Raw genomic sequence first — 15,767 nt, 5'->3', positions numbered from 1 at the left:
TCGTCCCGATCAGACACAAAAAACCGGCGCATGCGCCGGTTTTTTTATGCCTGCTGATCTGACCTGAAGGTCAGAACAGCAGCTCAGGGGTGGCGCTCAGGCCGCTGTCGTTATCTTCACCGGTTTGCTCAACGTAGTCTGGCAAGGCGGTTTCTGTCGGCACGTTCTCCTGACGGAAGTACTCGAAGATGCCGTTGTTCTGGCTGGGTGCTGCCAGCAGGCCGGTTTTGGGGTCAATACGAACAGACACAATGCCGTCGGGTTGCTCCAGCTGCACTTCAGGCTCGGTTGCCAGTGCTGTGCGCATGTAGTCGACCCAGATTGGCAGGGCGGTGGTGCCGCCTTGAGCCCAGCGGCCCAAAGTGGAGGGTTGGTCGAAGCCGACCCACACCGTGGTGACCAGGTTCGGGTTGAAACCCGAGAACCAGGCGTCGAACTGGTCGTTGGTGGTGCCGGTTTTACCTGCCAGATCGTGTCTGTTCAAAGCCTTGGCCCGGCGGCCAGTGCCGCGTTGGATCACGTCCTTGAGCATGTTCACCATCAGGAAGTTGGTGCGCTCGTCCATCACGCGTGGTGCAAACACGGGTGGCTGCGGTTCAAACACAGCGTCGTCCGCGTCGTCGGTTGATGATGTTGCAGTACCGGTTGAGAGGTCTTCGCTGACCAGCGCGTCGCTGGCTGCAATGCCGCTGCCGCGAGATTGTTCATCGGCGGTTTCGTTTTCCAGCATCGCCAGAGTGGCAGCTTGTTCGGCTTCGGCTTTCAGGTCATCGCAACCGTGACGGCAGGCAAGGGCCGGGTTGGCCTTGAACAGCAGGGTGCCAGCGGAATCTTCAATGCTATCTATATAGAATGGCTGAATTGCAAAGCCACCGTTGGCCAGGGCGGCATAGCCGGTGGCCAGCTCGATCGGCGCGACCGCGCTTGCACCCAGTGCCAACGACAAATCGGCACTCAGGCGACCTTTCGGGAAGCCGAAGGGTTCAATGTAGCGAACTGCGGTACGTGGCCCCATTTGCTTCAGGATGCGAATGGAGACCAGATTCTGGGAGCGATACAGGCCTTCACGCAGACGCGTTGGACCATAGAATTTGCCGCTGTAGTTTTCCGGGCGCCAGGTGCTTTCCAGTGACGCATCGCGGAATACCACCGGGGCGTCGTTGATGACGCTGGCCGGCGTAAAGCCGTTTTCCAGTGCAGCACTATAAATGAAGGCCTTGAAGGAGGAGCCGGGTTGGCGCAATGCCTGGGTGGCACGGTTGAACTGGTTGGCGGATTGTTCAAAGCCGCCGCTTAGGGCCTGAATCGCACCGTTGTTGGGGTTTAGCGACACAATCGCACCTTCGGCTTCCGGCGGCTCGCCCAGTAACAACTGGCCATCGCGTTCTTCAACCCAGATTTGCATGCCCTGACTTAATACGTCGGCGGTTTTTTCCGGTTTGGCACCGGTGGCGTTAACGTGGATATAGCGAGCAGCCCATTCCACACCGGCAAATGGCAAGCGGGCAGTGCCATCTTCCATCACCAGCCAGGCCCCGTCGTCATCTACTTTGGCAACAATCGCATGTTGCAGGTTGCCCTTGCTGTCTTCCTTGCTCAACAGGTGCTGCCATTGTTCGATGGTGGCTGCCCAATTGATCTGGCTGTCGCTGTTCTGGTCTTGTGTTGCCCACTCAGGGAGGTCGTCGCTGCTGATGTTGCTGTTGTCGTCTTCACCCAGCAGAACCGGTTTGACGCTGTTGGCTTCCCAGCGGTAGCCATGGGCGCGGTCGTAGTTCAGCAGGCCGCGTTGCAAGGCCAGGGTGGCCGCTTCCTGACGGCGGCTGTCGAGCGTGGTTTTAACCACATAGCCTTCGGTGTAGGTCTTGTTGCCATAGCGCTCCACCATGTCGCGGCGCACCATTTCGGCAATATAAGGAGCGGTTACTTCGGACGTAGCGCCATGGTATTCCGCCGTGATTGGGGCAACCAGAGCCGTGTCGAACTGCTCGGTGGTGATCTTGCCCAGTGTGTGCATCCGGGCCAGCACGTAGTTGCGGCGGGATTTGGCGCGCTCCGGGTTGCGGATCGGGTTGGCGGCGGAAGGTGCCTGCGGCAGGCCGGCGATCATGGCCGTTTCGGCCAGAGTTAATTCGTTTATTGATTTACCGTAATAAACCTGAGCGGCGGCTTCGATACCATAAGCCCGTTTGCCCAAATATATTTTATTAATATAAAGCTCGAGAATTTCTTCCTTGCTGAGCGTTTTTTCGATTTTTAATGCCAGTAATATTTCCGTGAATTTACGGGCGAAGGTTTTCTCGCTGCTGAGGTAGTAGTTCTTGGCGACCTGCATGGTGATGGTACTGCCGCCGGATTTCTTTCTGCCAGTGCGAATCAGTTCCAGCGTGGCGCGCAGAAGTCCTTTAATATCGACGCCATAGTGCTCGAAAAACGCATCGTCTTCGGACGCCAGCAATGCATCGATAAAGGTCTGGGGGACTTCGCTGTAAGGCAACGGGGATCGACGTTTTTCGCCGTACTCACTGATGAGCTTGCCATCAGCAGTATAGATTCGCAGCGGCGTTTGCAGATCGACGTCGCGCAGCTGTTCAGGATCAGGCAGATCCGGGGCCAGATATAGATAAATGGCCATGCAGACAATGCCCGTTCCGGAGGCGATTGCCAGTATTAGCCAGCTGAAGAATTTTATTGCAGATTTAAGAAAGCTCATAAGATAAATAGCGTTGACGGCGTAGTCTCTTGCGCAGTCGCGGCATTATAAGCCTTTTTTGTCCTTTTTATAGGATTGTGCTTATAATGACCGCCCAAATATAGGATTATTCTGAGCTTGTTGATGCAAGCTCTCGATTTTCAAGGGGATTTTGTGGTGCTGGCTAGCTTGTTTGGCAAGAAGGGCAAAGCCCTTCTTGGAGTGGACATCAGTTCCACGTCAGTTAAGGTCCTGGAATTAAGTCACTCTGACGCCGGTTACCGGGTTGAAGCCTATGCTTCAGAACCCCTGCCTAACGATGCCATTGTGGAGCAGAATATCCACAATGACGAAGAAGTCGGCGAAGCCATCAAAAGGGCGCTGACCAAATCCCGTTCATCTGCCAGTAAGGCAGCACTTGCCGTCGCCGGTTCCGCGGTGATTACAAAAAATATTCAAATGAACGCCAATCTGAACGATGCCGAGATGGATATTCAGATTCGCGCCGAAGCCGACCAGTACATTCCGTACCCGCTGGAAGAAGTTTCCCTCGACTGGGAGATTCAGGGCACCCTCGAAAATAACGAAGGTGTGGTGGATGTTCTGCTGGCAGCCTGTCGTTCCGAAACGGTCGAACGTCGCAAAGATGCGGTCGAGTACGCAGACCTCGAAGCTGCAATCGTGGATATTGAAGCCTACTGTACCGAACGCGCGTTCGAGCTGATCAAGCCGCAACTGGAAGACGAATCCCAGCAAACCGTGGCTATCATTGATATTGGTGCGACCATGACGACACTGAGCGTGTTGCACAATGGTGCTTCTATTTATACTCGCGAACAGCTGTTCGGTGGCAATCAGCTCATTGAAGACATCATGCGTCGCTATGGCCTCAACCATCCGGAAGCCATGCTGGCGAAAACCGGTGATGGTCTGCCGCCAGAGTTTGAGCAGGATGTGCTGGAACCGTTCCGTAACGCGGTATTGCAGCAAATCAGCCGCTCCTTGCAGTTCTTTTTCTCGTCCAGCCCGTTCAATGAAGTGAACAGCATCGTTCTGGCTGGCGGCACTGCGGCCCTCGACGGGTTGGCAGAGAAGGTTTCGGAGGAAATGGGGATGCCAACTCTGGTGGCCAATCCATTCCGCGATATGGCGGTGTCTTCGAAGGTTAACGTCAATGTGCTCAGCGCTGATGCACCATCGTTGTTGGTTGCTTGCGGTCTTGCGATGAGAGGGTCCCGTTAATGGCAAATATTAACCTGTTGCCGTGGCGTGAAGAGCTGCGGCAGGAGAACCAGAAGCAATTTCTGATGCTGGTCGGTTTGGTGGCGGGTGTCGCTGCCTTTCTGATTTTCAGTGTCAGTGGGTATTACGACGGCGAGCTGAGTCACCAGAACGCACGTAACAACTACCTGAAGAAAGAAATTACCGCCATCGACAAGCGCATTGCCGAGATCAATGAGCTGACGGATACCCGTAAGCAGCTGATTGAACGCATGGAGCTGATCCAGAACCTGCAAGGTAACCGTCCGGTGATCGTGCGTTTGTTTGATGATCTGGCGCGTGCAGTGCCGGATGACCTGTTCTACACCTCGCTGGATGTGACCGGTGAGCGCGTTCTGGTGCAGGGTGAGGCCAAATCGAACAACCGGGTGGCGGCGCTGATGCGTACCTTTGATGAGTCCGAGTGGTTCACCGATCCGTCCTTGTTGGGGGTGAAGGCACTGGACAATGGCCGTAACCAGTTTGAGGTCGCCATGAAGCGCGTAGAACCTCGTAACAACGAGGAGCTTTAAGATGGCTGCCAAGGGTTTCGACTTCAACGCCTGGCGTGAAAAGCTCGGCGAGCTTGATGTTAACGACATCAATGAAATCGACTGGAACGACATGGGTAGCTGGCCGCTGCCGGGCAAGATTTTTTTCTGCGTACTGGTGTTTGTCGCCGTTATTGTGGGTGGTTACTTTCTGCTGGTTGCTGATACAAGTGAGAGCCTGGACCGCGCGATCGCTCAGGAAACCACGCTCAAGAAAGACATCGAGCGCAAGGCGTTCCGGGCTGCCAATCTGGATGCCTACCGGGCCCAGCTGGCAGAAATGCAGGAAAGCTTTGGCTCCTTGCTGAAGCAGCTGCCAAAAGACACCGAAGTGCCGGGTCTGGTTGACGACATCAGTGCTACTGCACTGGGTGCCGGTTTGCAGTTGGACGCTATTTCGCCACAACCACTGCGCGAAGCAGAATTTTATAACGAGCTGCCGATCACCATTGAGGTGCGTGGCGGCTATCATGAAATGGGTGCGTTTGTGTCCGGTGTGGCGGCCTTGCCACGAATCGTGACGCTGCACGATTTTTCGATTTCGTCGGCCAAGCAGGACAGTGGTGAGCTGAAAATGAAGATCCTGGCCAAAACCTATCAGTACGGTGGTGGCGAGGATGACTAAGATGTTCCGACTGATTGCCGTCGTACTGGCTGGATCGTTTCTGGGAGCTTGCTCGGAAACCGGTAACACCGATTTGCAACAATACGTGAAGCAGACGATGGCCAAGCCTCGTGGCCGTATTGAACCAATTCCGGTGTTCAAACCGTACGAATATTTCAGCTACAGCGCGGCGGGCCTGCGTTCGCCATTCGAGCTGCCTGTGGTGGTGGATAAAAGCCTGAGCGGCATGGCGCCTTCCAGTAATGTGCGGCCGGACTTCGACCGCCCGAAAGAGCACCTTGAGCAATACCCGCTCGGTGAGCTTTCCATGGTGGGTACCATGCGTGGTGCAGATGAGGTGCTGTGGGCACTGATTCGCGACGGCGATGGCAGCGTAGTGCGAGTGCACGAAGGATATTACATGGGCCAGAACCACGGACGCATTCTGTCGGTGTCTGGTAACCGGTTAAGTTTGATTGAAATTGTTCCGAATGGCCTGGGTGGCTGGGTTGAACGTCCTAAAACAATAGCTCTTGAAGGATTAGGCGGAGAAAACTGATATGAACCTCTTTAGCACTCTGGCCAGAACGGTGGTCGCACTGGGTGTGTTGCTGGCCTCTGGTGTAGCCTCCGCCGCCATGCTGAACGACATCCGTTTTTCGTCCCTGCCGGGCGACGTGACTGAAATTTTGCTCGAATTTGACGGTGCGGCTCCGGACATCAGTGGCTACACCATTGAAAAGCCCGCCCGTATTGCCATTGATATGCCCGGGGTTGTCAGCGGCCTGAAATCCAAGCGTCATCAGATTGGTGCCGGTAACGCCCGTTCTGCGGTGGTGCTGACCACTCAGGATCGATCCCGTCTGGTGATCAACCTGTCTCGCATGGTGCCTTATACAACAACCGCAGAAGGTAACACCCTGCTGGTTCGAGTGGGCTCTGAACAAGCCCCTGCAACCATCGACACCCCAGACACTGGCGCCATGGTTGCCGTGACTCCGGCTCGCTCCGCTGCCAATGCCGCCCTCAAGGTGGTTAACGTCGACTTCCGCCGTGGTGAGCTGGGCGACGGTCAGGTTCAGATCATGCTGAACGATCCGAAAGCGTCTGCCAATATCCGTCGCGAAGGTTCCAAAATCATCGCCGACCTGGAAGGTGTGCGTCTGCCGCGTGAACTCAGCCGTCGTCTGGATGTAACTGACTTTGCAACGCCGGTTCAATACGTCGATGCCAAGGATCACGAAGGTGGTACCCGCATTGTGATCGAGCCAACCTCGGATGACTTTGAGTATCTGGCTTATCAGACCGACCGTTTGCTGTCGATCAACGTCTCCGAAGAACAGGAAGAAGTCGCCGCCGAGCGTAAGAAGAAATTCCCGTTCACCGGTGAAAAACTGTCGCTGAACTTCCAGAACATTGAAGTACGTGCGGTATTGCAGCTGATTGCTGACTTCACTGGCTTGAATCTGGTGGCTTCTGACACGGTTCAGGGCAGCATTACCCTGCGCCTGCAAAACGTACCCTGGGATCAGGCGCTGGATCTGGTGCTGAAAACCAAGGCACTGGGTAAGCGTCAGATGGGCTCTGTGCTGTTGATTGCTCCGGCGGAAGAAATTGCCGCGCGTGAGAAGATTGAACTGGAAGCGGTCAAGCAGGTTGAAGAGCTGGCGCCGCTGGTGCAGGAGTTCATGCAGTTCAACTACGCCAAGGCCGCTGATATTGCCAACATCCTTACCTCTGGTGAGGGTGGTCTGCTGTCCGAGCGTGGTTCTGCAGTCGTTGATGAGCGTACCAACACCATTTTGATGAAAGACACCGCGGCTAACCTCGAAAAAGTGCGTGAAGCACTGGTGATGCTCGACGTGCCAGTTCGACAGGTGCTGATCGAAGCGCGCATTGTCAGCGCCTCAACCACCGTGGGCGAAGAAATGGGCGTCAAGTGGGGTGGCGGTTTCTACAAGGACAACGGCTCCAACTGGACCACCGCCGGTGGCAGCCAGACTACCCTGTCCGAAGCCAACCAGATCCTGTTTGACCGCGCCTCCGGTGACAGCAGCAGCGAGCTGAGCTTGTCTGATGCCAACATCGTTGATTTTGCCGCCACCGCCAGCAACGCCTCAACCTTTGCGATTGGTTATCAGACGGCGGATTACCTGCTGGATCTGGAACTGTCTGCGATTGAGACCGACGGCCGTGCAGAAATTGTTTCCCAGCCGCGAGTGATCACCGCCGATGGTCAGACCGCCTTTATTGAATCCGGTACCGAGATTCCATATCAGGAAGCGACCTCCAGTGGTGCTACTTCGACCTCCTTCAAGTCAGCGGTACTGCGCCTTGAAGTGACGCCGCAGATCACCCCGGATGACCGCATTATCATGGATCTGGTGATCAACCAGGACTCGGTAGGTGAGACGACTGCATCGGGTATTCCAACGATCAATACCAACGCTGTGCAGACACAAGTGTTGGTAGACAATGGCGAGACAGTGGTACTTGGTGGTATCTTCCGGTCTGAGCAGGTTAAATCCGTCAGCAAGACACCGTTCTTTGGGGATTTGCCGTTGATTGGTGCACTGTTCCGCTATACCAGCAACTCGGATGACAAGAGCGAACTGCTTGTCTTCATTACACCGAAGCTGCTGAAGGACTCGTTTAATACAAACTAGAATATGCCGTCCGAACAATCGATTTTCCTTGTAGGGCCAATGGGGGCTGGAAAGACCACCATTGGCCGTTTGCTTTCTGGTGATTTGCACCGCGAGTTTGTGGACTCTGACAAATTTATCGAAGAGAAGTGTGGGGCTAACATCCCATGGATCTTTGATATGGAAGGGGAGGCAGGCTTTCGCGATCGTGAAGAACAGGCGATCGATATTCTGACCCAGCGAACAGATCTGGTCCTTGCGACCGGTGGTGGCGCGGTGATGAGGGCGGAAAACCGCAAGCATCTGCGCAGCCGTGGCGTTGTTGTATACCTTTGCACCTCGGTAGAACAGCAAATTGCCCGTACCGCCAAGGACAAGAACCGTCCCCTGCTGCAAACGGAAAACCCTGCCCAGGTATTGCAGGAACTCTTCAAAAAGCGCGATCCGCTGTACCGCGAGGTCGCTCACATCGTATTGCAAACCGACCAGCGCAACCCGCGCTGGGTCGTTAACGAAATCCGCAAGCGCGTCAAGGCTCTGTCATGAAAACCGTGAACGTTGATCTGGGTGATCGCAGCTACCCGATTTATATTGGTGAATCCCTGTTTGAGCAGCCTGAACTGCTGACTCGCCACGTGCATGGCAAGCAGGTCATGGTGGTGACCAACGAGACTATTGCGCCACTGTATCTGGCCGCCATTGAATCGATGCTGGCAACTGCTGATGTGCAGGTGGATGCGGTTGTGTTGCCGGACGGCGAAAAGTACAAGACGCTGGAGACGGTTAATCTGATCTTCGACGCCTTGCTGGAAAAAGGTCATAACCGTACGACGACTCTGATTGCGTTGGGTGGCGGTGTGATTGGTGATATGTGTGGCTTTGCTGCCGCCAGTTACCAGCGCGGTGTGAATTTTGTGCAAGTGCCGACTACATTGCTGTCGCAGGTGGATTCTTCCGTTGGTGGCAAAACCGGCGTGAACCACCCGTTGGGCAAGAACATGATCGGTGCGTTTTATCAGCCCCAAGCGGTGCTGATTAACACCGATACCCTGAAAACACTGCCGCCGCGTGAGCTGTCTGCGGGCATGGCGGAAGTGATCAAGTACGGTCTGATCGCCGACAAGTCGTTCTATGACTGGATTGATGCCAATATCGATGGCCTGATGGCAGGCGACTCAGAACTGCTGGCAGAAGCCATTCGTGTTTCCTGTGAATGCAAGGCCGACGTGGTGGCGCAGGACGAACGTGAAGGTGGAATTCGCGCCATTCTGAACCTGGGTCACACCTTTGGTCATGCCATCGAAGCCCATCAGGGGTATGGTAACTGGCTCCATGGTGAAGCCGTGGGAACGGGTATGTTGATGGCGGCGGATTACGGCTGTCGCAGCGGTGCGCTGACCAATGCTGAAGTCGCCGACCTGAAAGCCATGCTGGTGAAAGCCGGCTTGCCGGTGGCAGCTCCGTCCGATATGTCCATCGAAGATTTTCTGTCGCGCATGCAAATTGACAAAAAAGTGCTGGATGGCCGGATACGTTTGGTATTGTTGCAGTCTATTGGCAACGCTTTTGTAACTTCAGACGTGGATCAGCAGCTTTTGCGTCAGACTCTGCAACAGGGTGCGCTGGAAGGCTACTGACCAAGGCAATGCAGGAGGATGTATGACATCCACATTGGACGCCACAGCTGCTGGCATGGACGCCTATCATTCCCCGGCTCGCTATCTTGAGCTGATTTGCCATCTCGGAAACTACTCGCCTTTATTGGTCGCAGTGTCCAGTCAGGATGCTGCGCAGCTGCAGCAATTACGCACCGCTGTTGTGGCTCAGCATCAAACGACTTCCGTTGTGATTCCTCTGGCTGCCAACCAGCTTGGCAGTTCGGCCTTGTTGACCGGTCTGGTCGCCCAGCAGTTGGGTATTCAGTCATTACCGGCGGATGAAGTGTCTGCCCGCGAAGTATTGCTGGAATTTGCCCGCCGCCGGGCGGAAGAATCAGATCCCGCCATTGTTATTATTGATCAGGCAGAACAGCTGTCCGACGACATGCTGGCGGCGATTGGTCATTTGGCCCTGATGGCCAGTCATGCGATTTCATTTTGTCTGTTTGGTCTTAAAGGCTTCGATAGCCAGCTGCGTGAAGGCCCAACAGCGGCACCGGTGTACCGCATTCAGCTGGATACCATGACCGCCGACGATGCCTCCGCCGCCTTCGACGATCTGGAGTTCGACTTCCCTGGCCAGTTGGACGAACTGGAACTGCCGGATGACTTCGACGCCGATCTGGTTGAGCTGTCGGCCGATGCTCGCGACAGTCAGCACCTGCATGCCGCTCCGGCTCATTCTGCCAAGGCTTCCACCGAGCCGCTGTCCGGTGCCGATGAGGAACTTCTGGCTTCCTTGAAAGCGGCGTCCGCCAAAGTGACCGAGCGGGCGCTGGATTCTGCCGTCAGTCATAAAGCTGCCAGTCATAAAGCCGCCAGTCATGAAGACACCAGGAGCAAGAACCTGCAGGGGCGGTTAAAGGCCATGATGGCCGGATTCTCTATGCCGCAAGGTAAAGCGTCTATTAAACCGCTGTATCTTATTCTTCCGTCCGTTGCGCTGCTGACGTTGTTGGCGCTGGGCTGGCTGTACTCGTCGGAGGAACAGCAGGCGGTGGAGGTCACTCAGCTGGAGATCCCGGATGTGGTTCGCAGCAGCGGAACGTCTTCGGTTGTTGCTGGCAGTAATCGTGGTATTGAAGCCACTGCTGGTTCGGATGATTCGGCGTCGTCTTCTGTATCTACTATTAATAAAGGTAATAACGGTTCATTGAACACGTCATCTGAACCGACATCGCCTTCCGCCGATACGCCGGCTGTCATTGCTGAAACCGGCGCCAGTGAGTCTGAACAGCCACCTGTTGCTGCGGTTGCGCAGCAGAAAGCCTCTGAACAAGCGACTACTGATGCGGCAGTCGTTAGTGAAAAATCGCCAGAATCTTCTGAAACAGTGGTCAATGTGCCCGAGGAAGCAACCGCCAGTGGCAGCGCCTATCCGGCCTGGTTGATGTCCGGTGACGGCTGGGGTGTGCAGTTGATTGGCACCTCGGATCAGGCCGGTGCAGTGGCGTATGTTGAACGCTGGCAGCAGTCTGCTGCTGACCATTTGTTGTGGTATCGCACCGAGCGTAACGGCAAACCATGGTTTGTGGTGCTGGGTGGCGAATTCAAAACGCGAGAACAAGCAACTAATTGGGCCTCCGCATTGCCCGCAAAAATGAAAAATGGCACCCCATGGGTGCGAAAACTTGGCGCAGTTCGCCCTCAAATCGAATTTAATTAACCTGCCTCTTGGCCCAGTGTTTGCTGGGCTTTTCGCCTTGTTATCCGGCTGAAATAGTCGGATTGATCACGCCGTAAACGCCCTCCAATTGTGAGAATCGGCCCACATGTGTAGAATGTGTGTCCTTTTGTCTCTAAATTGCTCGCATTTTGAGCAGCCTGCTGACCCGTCAGCAGAGCATAAAACTAATAGAAATTTTTGGTGAGAGCTGTTCTATGAGAACTGGTCTGTATACTCCAGGCGACTACAAAGACAACTGTGGTTTTGGCCTGCTAGCCCACTTGAAGGGCCAGCCTAGCCATGAGTTGTTGACGACTGCAATCCAGTCCCTGACATGCATGACGCACCGTGGCGGCATTGCAGCGGACGGCAAAACCGGTGACGGCTGTGGCCTGTTGCTGCAAAAGCCGGACTCTTTCCTGCGCGCCGTGGCGCAGGAAGGTGGTATCGAGCTGCCAGCACAATACGCCGTCGGCATGCTGTTCCTTGATTTGGACGAGGCCATTGCGGCCGAACAAAAAGCAGCCATTACGACAGCCATTGAAGGTCAGGGTCTGACCGTTCTGGGCTGGCGTCTGGTGCCAACCAACAACGACTGTCTGGGGCCAATGGCACTGGACTGCTTGCCACGCTTCGAGCAGATTTTCATTGCCAGCAATGAAACCCTGAGCGATGCCGAGCTGGACGTGAAACTGTTCTACGCTCGCCGCTATGCCGAGAAAGCGCTGGTTCAATACCCGGACTTCTACATCGCCAGCCTGTCGACCCGTGTACTGTCGTACAAGGGTCTGACCATGCCGGTCGATCTGCCGAATTTCTACCTGGATCTGGGTGACGAGCGTCTGGAAACCGCCATTTGTGTGTTCCACCAACGTTTCTCCACCAACACCATGCCGCGCTGGCAGCTGGCTCAGCCTTTCCGCATGCTGGCGCACAACGGTGAGATCAACACCATTCAGGGTAACCGCAACTGGGCCAACGCCCGTGCCAGCAAGTTTGACAGCCCGCTGCTGCCAAACCTGAGCGACATCGCGCCGGTTGTGAACACCACTGGGTCTGACTCCTCCTCCATGGATAACATGCTGGAGCTGCTGACCACCGGTGGCATGAGCCTGTTCCGTGCTATCCGTATGATGATTCCACCTGCCTGGCAGAACGTGGAAACCATGGATTCCGATCTGCGTGCCTTCTACGAGTACAACTCCATGCACATGGAGCCGTGGGATGGTCCTGCCGGTCTGGTAATCACTGACGGCCGTTATGCGGTCTGTGGTCTGGACCGTAACGGTCTGCGTCCATCCCGTTGGGTGATCACCGACAACGATTTCATCACCGTTGCTTCCGAAGTAGGTACTTACAACTACGCCCCTGAGTCTGTGGTTGCCAAGGGCCGTGTTGGCCCGGGCCAGATCCTTGCGATCGACACCCAGGAAGGCAAGTTGCTGAAAACTGACGATATCGATAACGCCCTCAAGGCCGAGAAGCCTTACAAGAAGTGGCTGCGTGAGAACGCCATTCGAATCGAAAGCTCGCTGTACCTGCAGCACGCTGGTCTGGATGATATGACCGGTGACGAGCTGATGTCGCACCAGAAACTGCATCTGGTCACCAACGAAGAGCGTGATCAGGTTCTGCGTCCAATGGGTGAAGAAGGTCAGGAAGCCACTGGTTCCATGGGTGACGATACCCCAATGGCCGTGCTGTCTGGTCGTGTGCGTCACGTTGCCGACTACTTCCGTCAGCAATTTGCCCAGGTAACCAACCCGCCAATCGATCCGCTGCGTGAAGCGATCGTGATGTCGCTGGAAACCTGTATCGGTGCCGAGAAAAACGTTTTTGAACAAACGCCGGACCACGCCGAGCGTATCATTCTGACGTCACCGGTGTTGTCACCGCTGAAATTTGTTGGTCTGACCAGCAACAAGTCCGATGCCTTCCGTACCCAACGTTTGCCGCTGGCCTACGATCCGGCGATCGGCCTCAAGCAAGCGATTGTTAACCTGACCGAAGCCGCTGCCAAAGCGATTCAGGACGGCTCCGTTATCCTGATTCTGAGCGACCAGCACGTGGCCGAAGGCCAGCTGCTGATTCCAGCCGTGATGGCGACCGGTGCGGTTCACCACCACCTGGTGGAAAGCGGTCTGCGTACCAGCGGTAACATCATCGTAGAAACCGGCGACGCCCGCGACCCACACCACTTTGCGGTGTTGTTGGGCTTCGGTGCAACGGCCGTTTACCCATGGCTGTCCTACGACATCCTGACCGACTTGCACCGCAGCGGCGAACTGCTGGGTGACCCTCTGAAGTCGCACCACAACTACCGCAAGGCGGTCCGTAAGGGCCTGATGAAAGTGATGTCCAAAATGGGTATCTCCACCATCACCTCTTACCGCGGCTCCCAGCTGTTTGAAGGTGTTGGCCTCAGCAAGGAAGTGGTCGACCTGTGTTTCCGTGGCGTGACCAGCCGTATCGGTGGTGCCACTTTCGAAGACTTTGAAGCCGACCTGCAACTGGTTGCTGACAAAGCCTGGAAGAAGCGCAAGAAACTGGATCAGGGCGGTTTGCTGAAATACGTTCACGGCGGCGAATACCACGCCTACAACCCGGACGTGATCAAGAACATTCAGGAAGCGGTACAAACCAACAGCCAGGCGGCCTATGACCGTTTTGCTGAGCTGGTTAACAAGCGCTCTCCTGCAACCCTGCGTGACCTGCTGACCTTCCGTAAGGACGTTCAGGCCATCGATATCAGCGAAGTGGAGCCGGCCGAAGCCATGTTCCCACGCTTCGATACCGCGGCCATGTCTCTGGGTGCGCTGTCTCCGGAAGCCCATGAAGCGCTGGCTGAAGCCATGAACGAACTGGGTGGTCGCTCCAACTCCGGTGAGGGTGGTGAAGATCCACTGCGTTATGGCACCAGCCGTAACTCCAAGATCAAGCAGATTGCATCTGGCCGTTTTGGTGTAACCCCGCACTACCTGTCCAGCGCTGAAGTGCTGCAGATCAAGGTAGCCCAGGGCGCCAAGCCGGGTGAAGGTGGTCAGCTGCCAGGTGGCAAGGTTAACGATCTGATCGCGACCCTGCGTTACTCTGTGCCAGGTGTGACTCTGATTTCACCGCCGCCGCACCATGACATTTACTCGATTGAGGATTTGGCTCAGCTGATATTTGACCTCAAGCAGGTGAACCCATCTGCACTGGTGTCTGTGAAGCTGGTGTCCGAGCCAGGTGTGGGCACCATTGCTGCGGGTGTTGCCAAGGCTTACGCCGACCTGATCACCATTTCCGGTTACGACGGTGGTACTGCGGCATCTCCGCTGACTTCCATCAAGTATGCCGGTTCGCCATGGGAACTGGGTCTGTCCGAAGCGCATCAGGCGCTGCGTGCCAACGACCTGCGTGGCAAGGTTCGGGTACAAACCGACGGTGGTCTGAAGACCGGTCTGGACGTTGTTAAAGCAGCGATTCTGGGCGCCGAGTCCTTCGGTTTTGGTACTCTGCCAATGGTGGCTGTGGGTTGTAAGTACCTGCGTATTTGTCACCTCAACAACTGTGCCACCGGTGTTGCCACCCAGGACGATAACCTGCGTGACAAGCACTACATCGGCACCGCTGACATGGTTAAAAACTACTTCCGCTTCCTGGCGGAAGAAGTACGTGGCTGGATGGCTCAGCTGGGTATTCGCACCATGCAGGAACTGGTGGGTCGTACCGATCTGCTGGACGTTCTGGAAGGTGTATCCAGCAAGCAGCGTCACCTCGACCTGAGCCCACTGCTGTCCAACGATCAGATTCCGGCTGATAAGCCGCACACTGTAGAAGTGGATCGCAACACGCCGTTCGATGAAGGCCTGCTGGCCGAGCGCATGGTGGCAGAAACCATCGGTGCTATCGACGCCAAGCTGGGTGGTCATTTCGATTTCGAAATCACCAACTGTGACCGTTCTGTGGGTGCCCGTCTGTCTGGTGAAATCGCCAAGCGTTACGGCAACCAGGGCATGGCGGCCAAGCCAATCCGTCTGAACCTGAAAGGCATTGCCGGTCAGTCCTTCGGTGTCTGGAACGCCGGTGGTCTGGAAATGGTGCTGGAAGGCGACGCCAACGACTACGTGGGTAAAGGCATGACTGGCGGTAAGCTGGTGATCTACCCGCCAAAAGGCTCCACCTTCAAGACCAACCACACCTCTATCGTGGGTAACACCTGTCTGTACGGTGCCACCGGCGGTAAGTTGCTGGCGGCTGGCCGTGCGGGTGAGCGTTTTGGTGTTCGTAACTCCGGCGCTCACGCCGTGGTTGAAGGTGCCGGTGACCACTGCTGTGAATACATGACTGGCGGTGTGGTGTGTGTACTGGGTGAAACCGGTTACAACTTCGGTGCCGGTATGACCGGTGGTTTCGCTTACGTACTGGATCTGGATAACAGCTTCGTCGACAAGTACAACCACGAACTGGTAGACATCAACCGTATCTCCAACGAAGAAACCGAAGCGCATCGTAACCACCTGCGCAGCGTGATTCGTGAGTTCGTTGCTGAAACAGGCAGTGCCTGGGGTCAGGAAATCCTTGATGATTTCGAACGCTTCATCGGCAAGTTCTGGCTGGTTAAACCAAAGGCCGCTGATCTGCAGCAGCTGCTGAAAAACACCCGTGCTCGTCCTGAGTAAGCACGGCTAAACACTGGACGAGTAGAG

At 55.6% G+C, this 15,767-nt stretch carries 10 protein-coding genes; 9 read left to right on the top strand and 1 reads right to left on the bottom strand.

Annotation, left to right across the window (positions count from 1 at the left end):
• Positions 1–70: 70 nt before the first annotated feature.
• Positions 71–2,635 carry a penicillin-binding protein 1A gene (locus G516_RS0111000; protein ID WP_169449526.1) on the bottom strand — a complete coding sequence of 855 codons (2,565 nt, stop codon included), beginning with the start codon at positions 2,633–2,635 and terminating at the stop codon, positions 71–73.
• Positions 2,636–2,836: 201 nt separating this feature from the next.
• On the opposite strand from G516_RS0111000, the gene G516_RS0110995 reads away from it, so the two are divergent.
• From G516_RS0110995 to gltB, 9 genes are all read left to right on the top strand, one after another.
• Entirely contained in the window at positions 2,837–3,934 is a 1,098-nt protein-coding gene (locus G516_RS0110995) for a pilus assembly protein PilM (RefSeq protein WP_051219285.1), read from the top strand.
• Positions 3,934–4,485 carry a PilN domain-containing protein gene (locus G516_RS0110990; RefSeq protein WP_028293702.1) on the top strand — a complete coding sequence of 184 codons (552 nt, stop codon included), beginning with the start codon at positions 3,934–3,936 and terminating at the stop codon, positions 4,483–4,485. The genes G516_RS0110995 and G516_RS0110990 overlap by 1 nt, the downstream gene beginning before the upstream one ends.
• A 1-nt stretch (position 4,486) precedes the next feature.
• On the top strand, positions 4,487–5,128 hold the full coding sequence (locus G516_RS22075) for a type IV pilus inner membrane component PilO (RefSeq protein WP_036535934.1): 642 nt from the start codon (positions 4,487–4,489) through the stop codon (positions 5,126–5,128).
• Positions 5,121–5,666, top strand: a complete 546-nt coding sequence (locus G516_RS0110980) for a pilus assembly protein PilP (RefSeq protein WP_051219283.1) — start codon at positions 5,121–5,123, stop codon at positions 5,664–5,666. The genes G516_RS22075 and G516_RS0110980 overlap by 8 nt, the downstream gene beginning before the upstream one ends.
• A 1-nt stretch (position 5,667) precedes the next feature.
• Entirely contained in the window at positions 5,668–7,773 is a 2,106-nt protein-coding gene (pilQ, locus tag G516_RS0110975; RefSeq protein ID WP_028293700.1) for a type IV pilus secretin PilQ, read from the top strand.
• Positions 7,774–7,776: 3 nt separating this feature from the next.
• On the top strand, positions 7,777–8,298 hold the full coding sequence (aroK, locus tag G516_RS0110970; RefSeq protein WP_028293699.1) for a shikimate kinase AroK: 522 nt from the start codon (positions 7,777–7,779) through the stop codon (positions 8,296–8,298).
• Positions 8,295–9,389 (top strand): 3-dehydroquinate synthase, encoded by a 1,095-nt coding sequence (aroB, locus tag G516_RS0110965; protein ID WP_028293698.1) that lies wholly within the window; start codon positions 8,295–8,297, stop codon positions 9,387–9,389. Before aroK ends, aroB begins: the two co-directional genes overlap by 4 nt.
• 22 nt (positions 9,390–9,411) lie before the next feature.
• A complete protein-coding gene (locus G516_RS0110960; RefSeq protein WP_028293697.1) occupies positions 9,412–11,076 on the top strand; it encodes an SPOR domain-containing protein in 1,665 nt (554 codons plus the stop codon).
• Between the two features lie 215 nt (positions 11,077–11,291).
• Positions 11,292–15,740 carry a glutamate synthase large subunit gene (gene gltB, locus G516_RS0110955; RefSeq protein ID WP_028293696.1) on the top strand — a complete coding sequence of 1,483 codons (4,449 nt, stop codon included), beginning with the start codon at positions 11,292–11,294 and terminating at the stop codon, positions 15,738–15,740.
• The last annotated feature ends 27 nt before the right edge of the window (positions 15,741–15,767 follow it).

This window comes from Oceanobacter kriegii DSM 6294, from assembly GCF_000422845.1.
GTDB classification, from domain to species: domain Bacteria; phylum Pseudomonadota; class Gammaproteobacteria; order Pseudomonadales; family Oceanobacteraceae; genus Oceanobacter; species Oceanobacter kriegii.
The sequence above is the reverse complement of the archived record's forward strand: the minus strand, read 5'-3'. Positions and strand labels throughout refer to the sequence as shown.

What these genes read in the sequence shown, in the direction of transcription:
- G516_RS0111000 (WP_169449526.1), bottom strand. Translation starts at nt 2,635, where the DNA reads ATGGCCATTTATCTATATCTGGCCCCGGATCTGCCTGATCCTGAACAG.
- G516_RS0110995 (WP_051219285.1), top strand. Translation starts at nt 2,837, where the DNA reads ATGCAAGCTCTCGATTTTCAAGGGGATTTTGTGGTGCTGGCTAGCTTG.
- G516_RS0110990 (WP_028293702.1), top strand. Translation starts at nt 3,934, where the DNA reads ATGGCAAATATTAACCTGTTGCCGTGGCGTGAAGAGCTGCGGCAGGAG.
- G516_RS22075 (WP_036535934.1), top strand. Translation starts at nt 4,487, where the DNA reads ATGGCTGCCAAGGGTTTCGACTTCAACGCCTGGCGTGAAAAGCTCGGC.
- G516_RS0110980 (WP_051219283.1), top strand. Translation starts at nt 5,121, where the DNA reads ATGACTAAGATGTTCCGACTGATTGCCGTCGTACTGGCTGGATCGTTT.
- pilQ (WP_028293700.1), top strand. Translation starts at nt 5,668, where the DNA reads ATGAACCTCTTTAGCACTCTGGCCAGAACGGTGGTCGCACTGGGTGTG.
- aroK (WP_028293699.1), top strand. Translation starts at nt 7,777, where the DNA reads ATGCCGTCCGAACAATCGATTTTCCTTGTAGGGCCAATGGGGGCTGGA.
- aroB (WP_028293698.1), top strand. Translation starts at nt 8,295, where the DNA reads ATGAAAACCGTGAACGTTGATCTGGGTGATCGCAGCTACCCGATTTAT.
- G516_RS0110960 (WP_028293697.1), top strand. Translation starts at nt 9,412, where the DNA reads ATGACATCCACATTGGACGCCACAGCTGCTGGCATGGACGCCTATCAT.
- gltB (WP_028293696.1), top strand. Translation starts at nt 11,292, where the DNA reads ATGAGAACTGGTCTGTATACTCCAGGCGACTACAAAGACAACTGTGGT.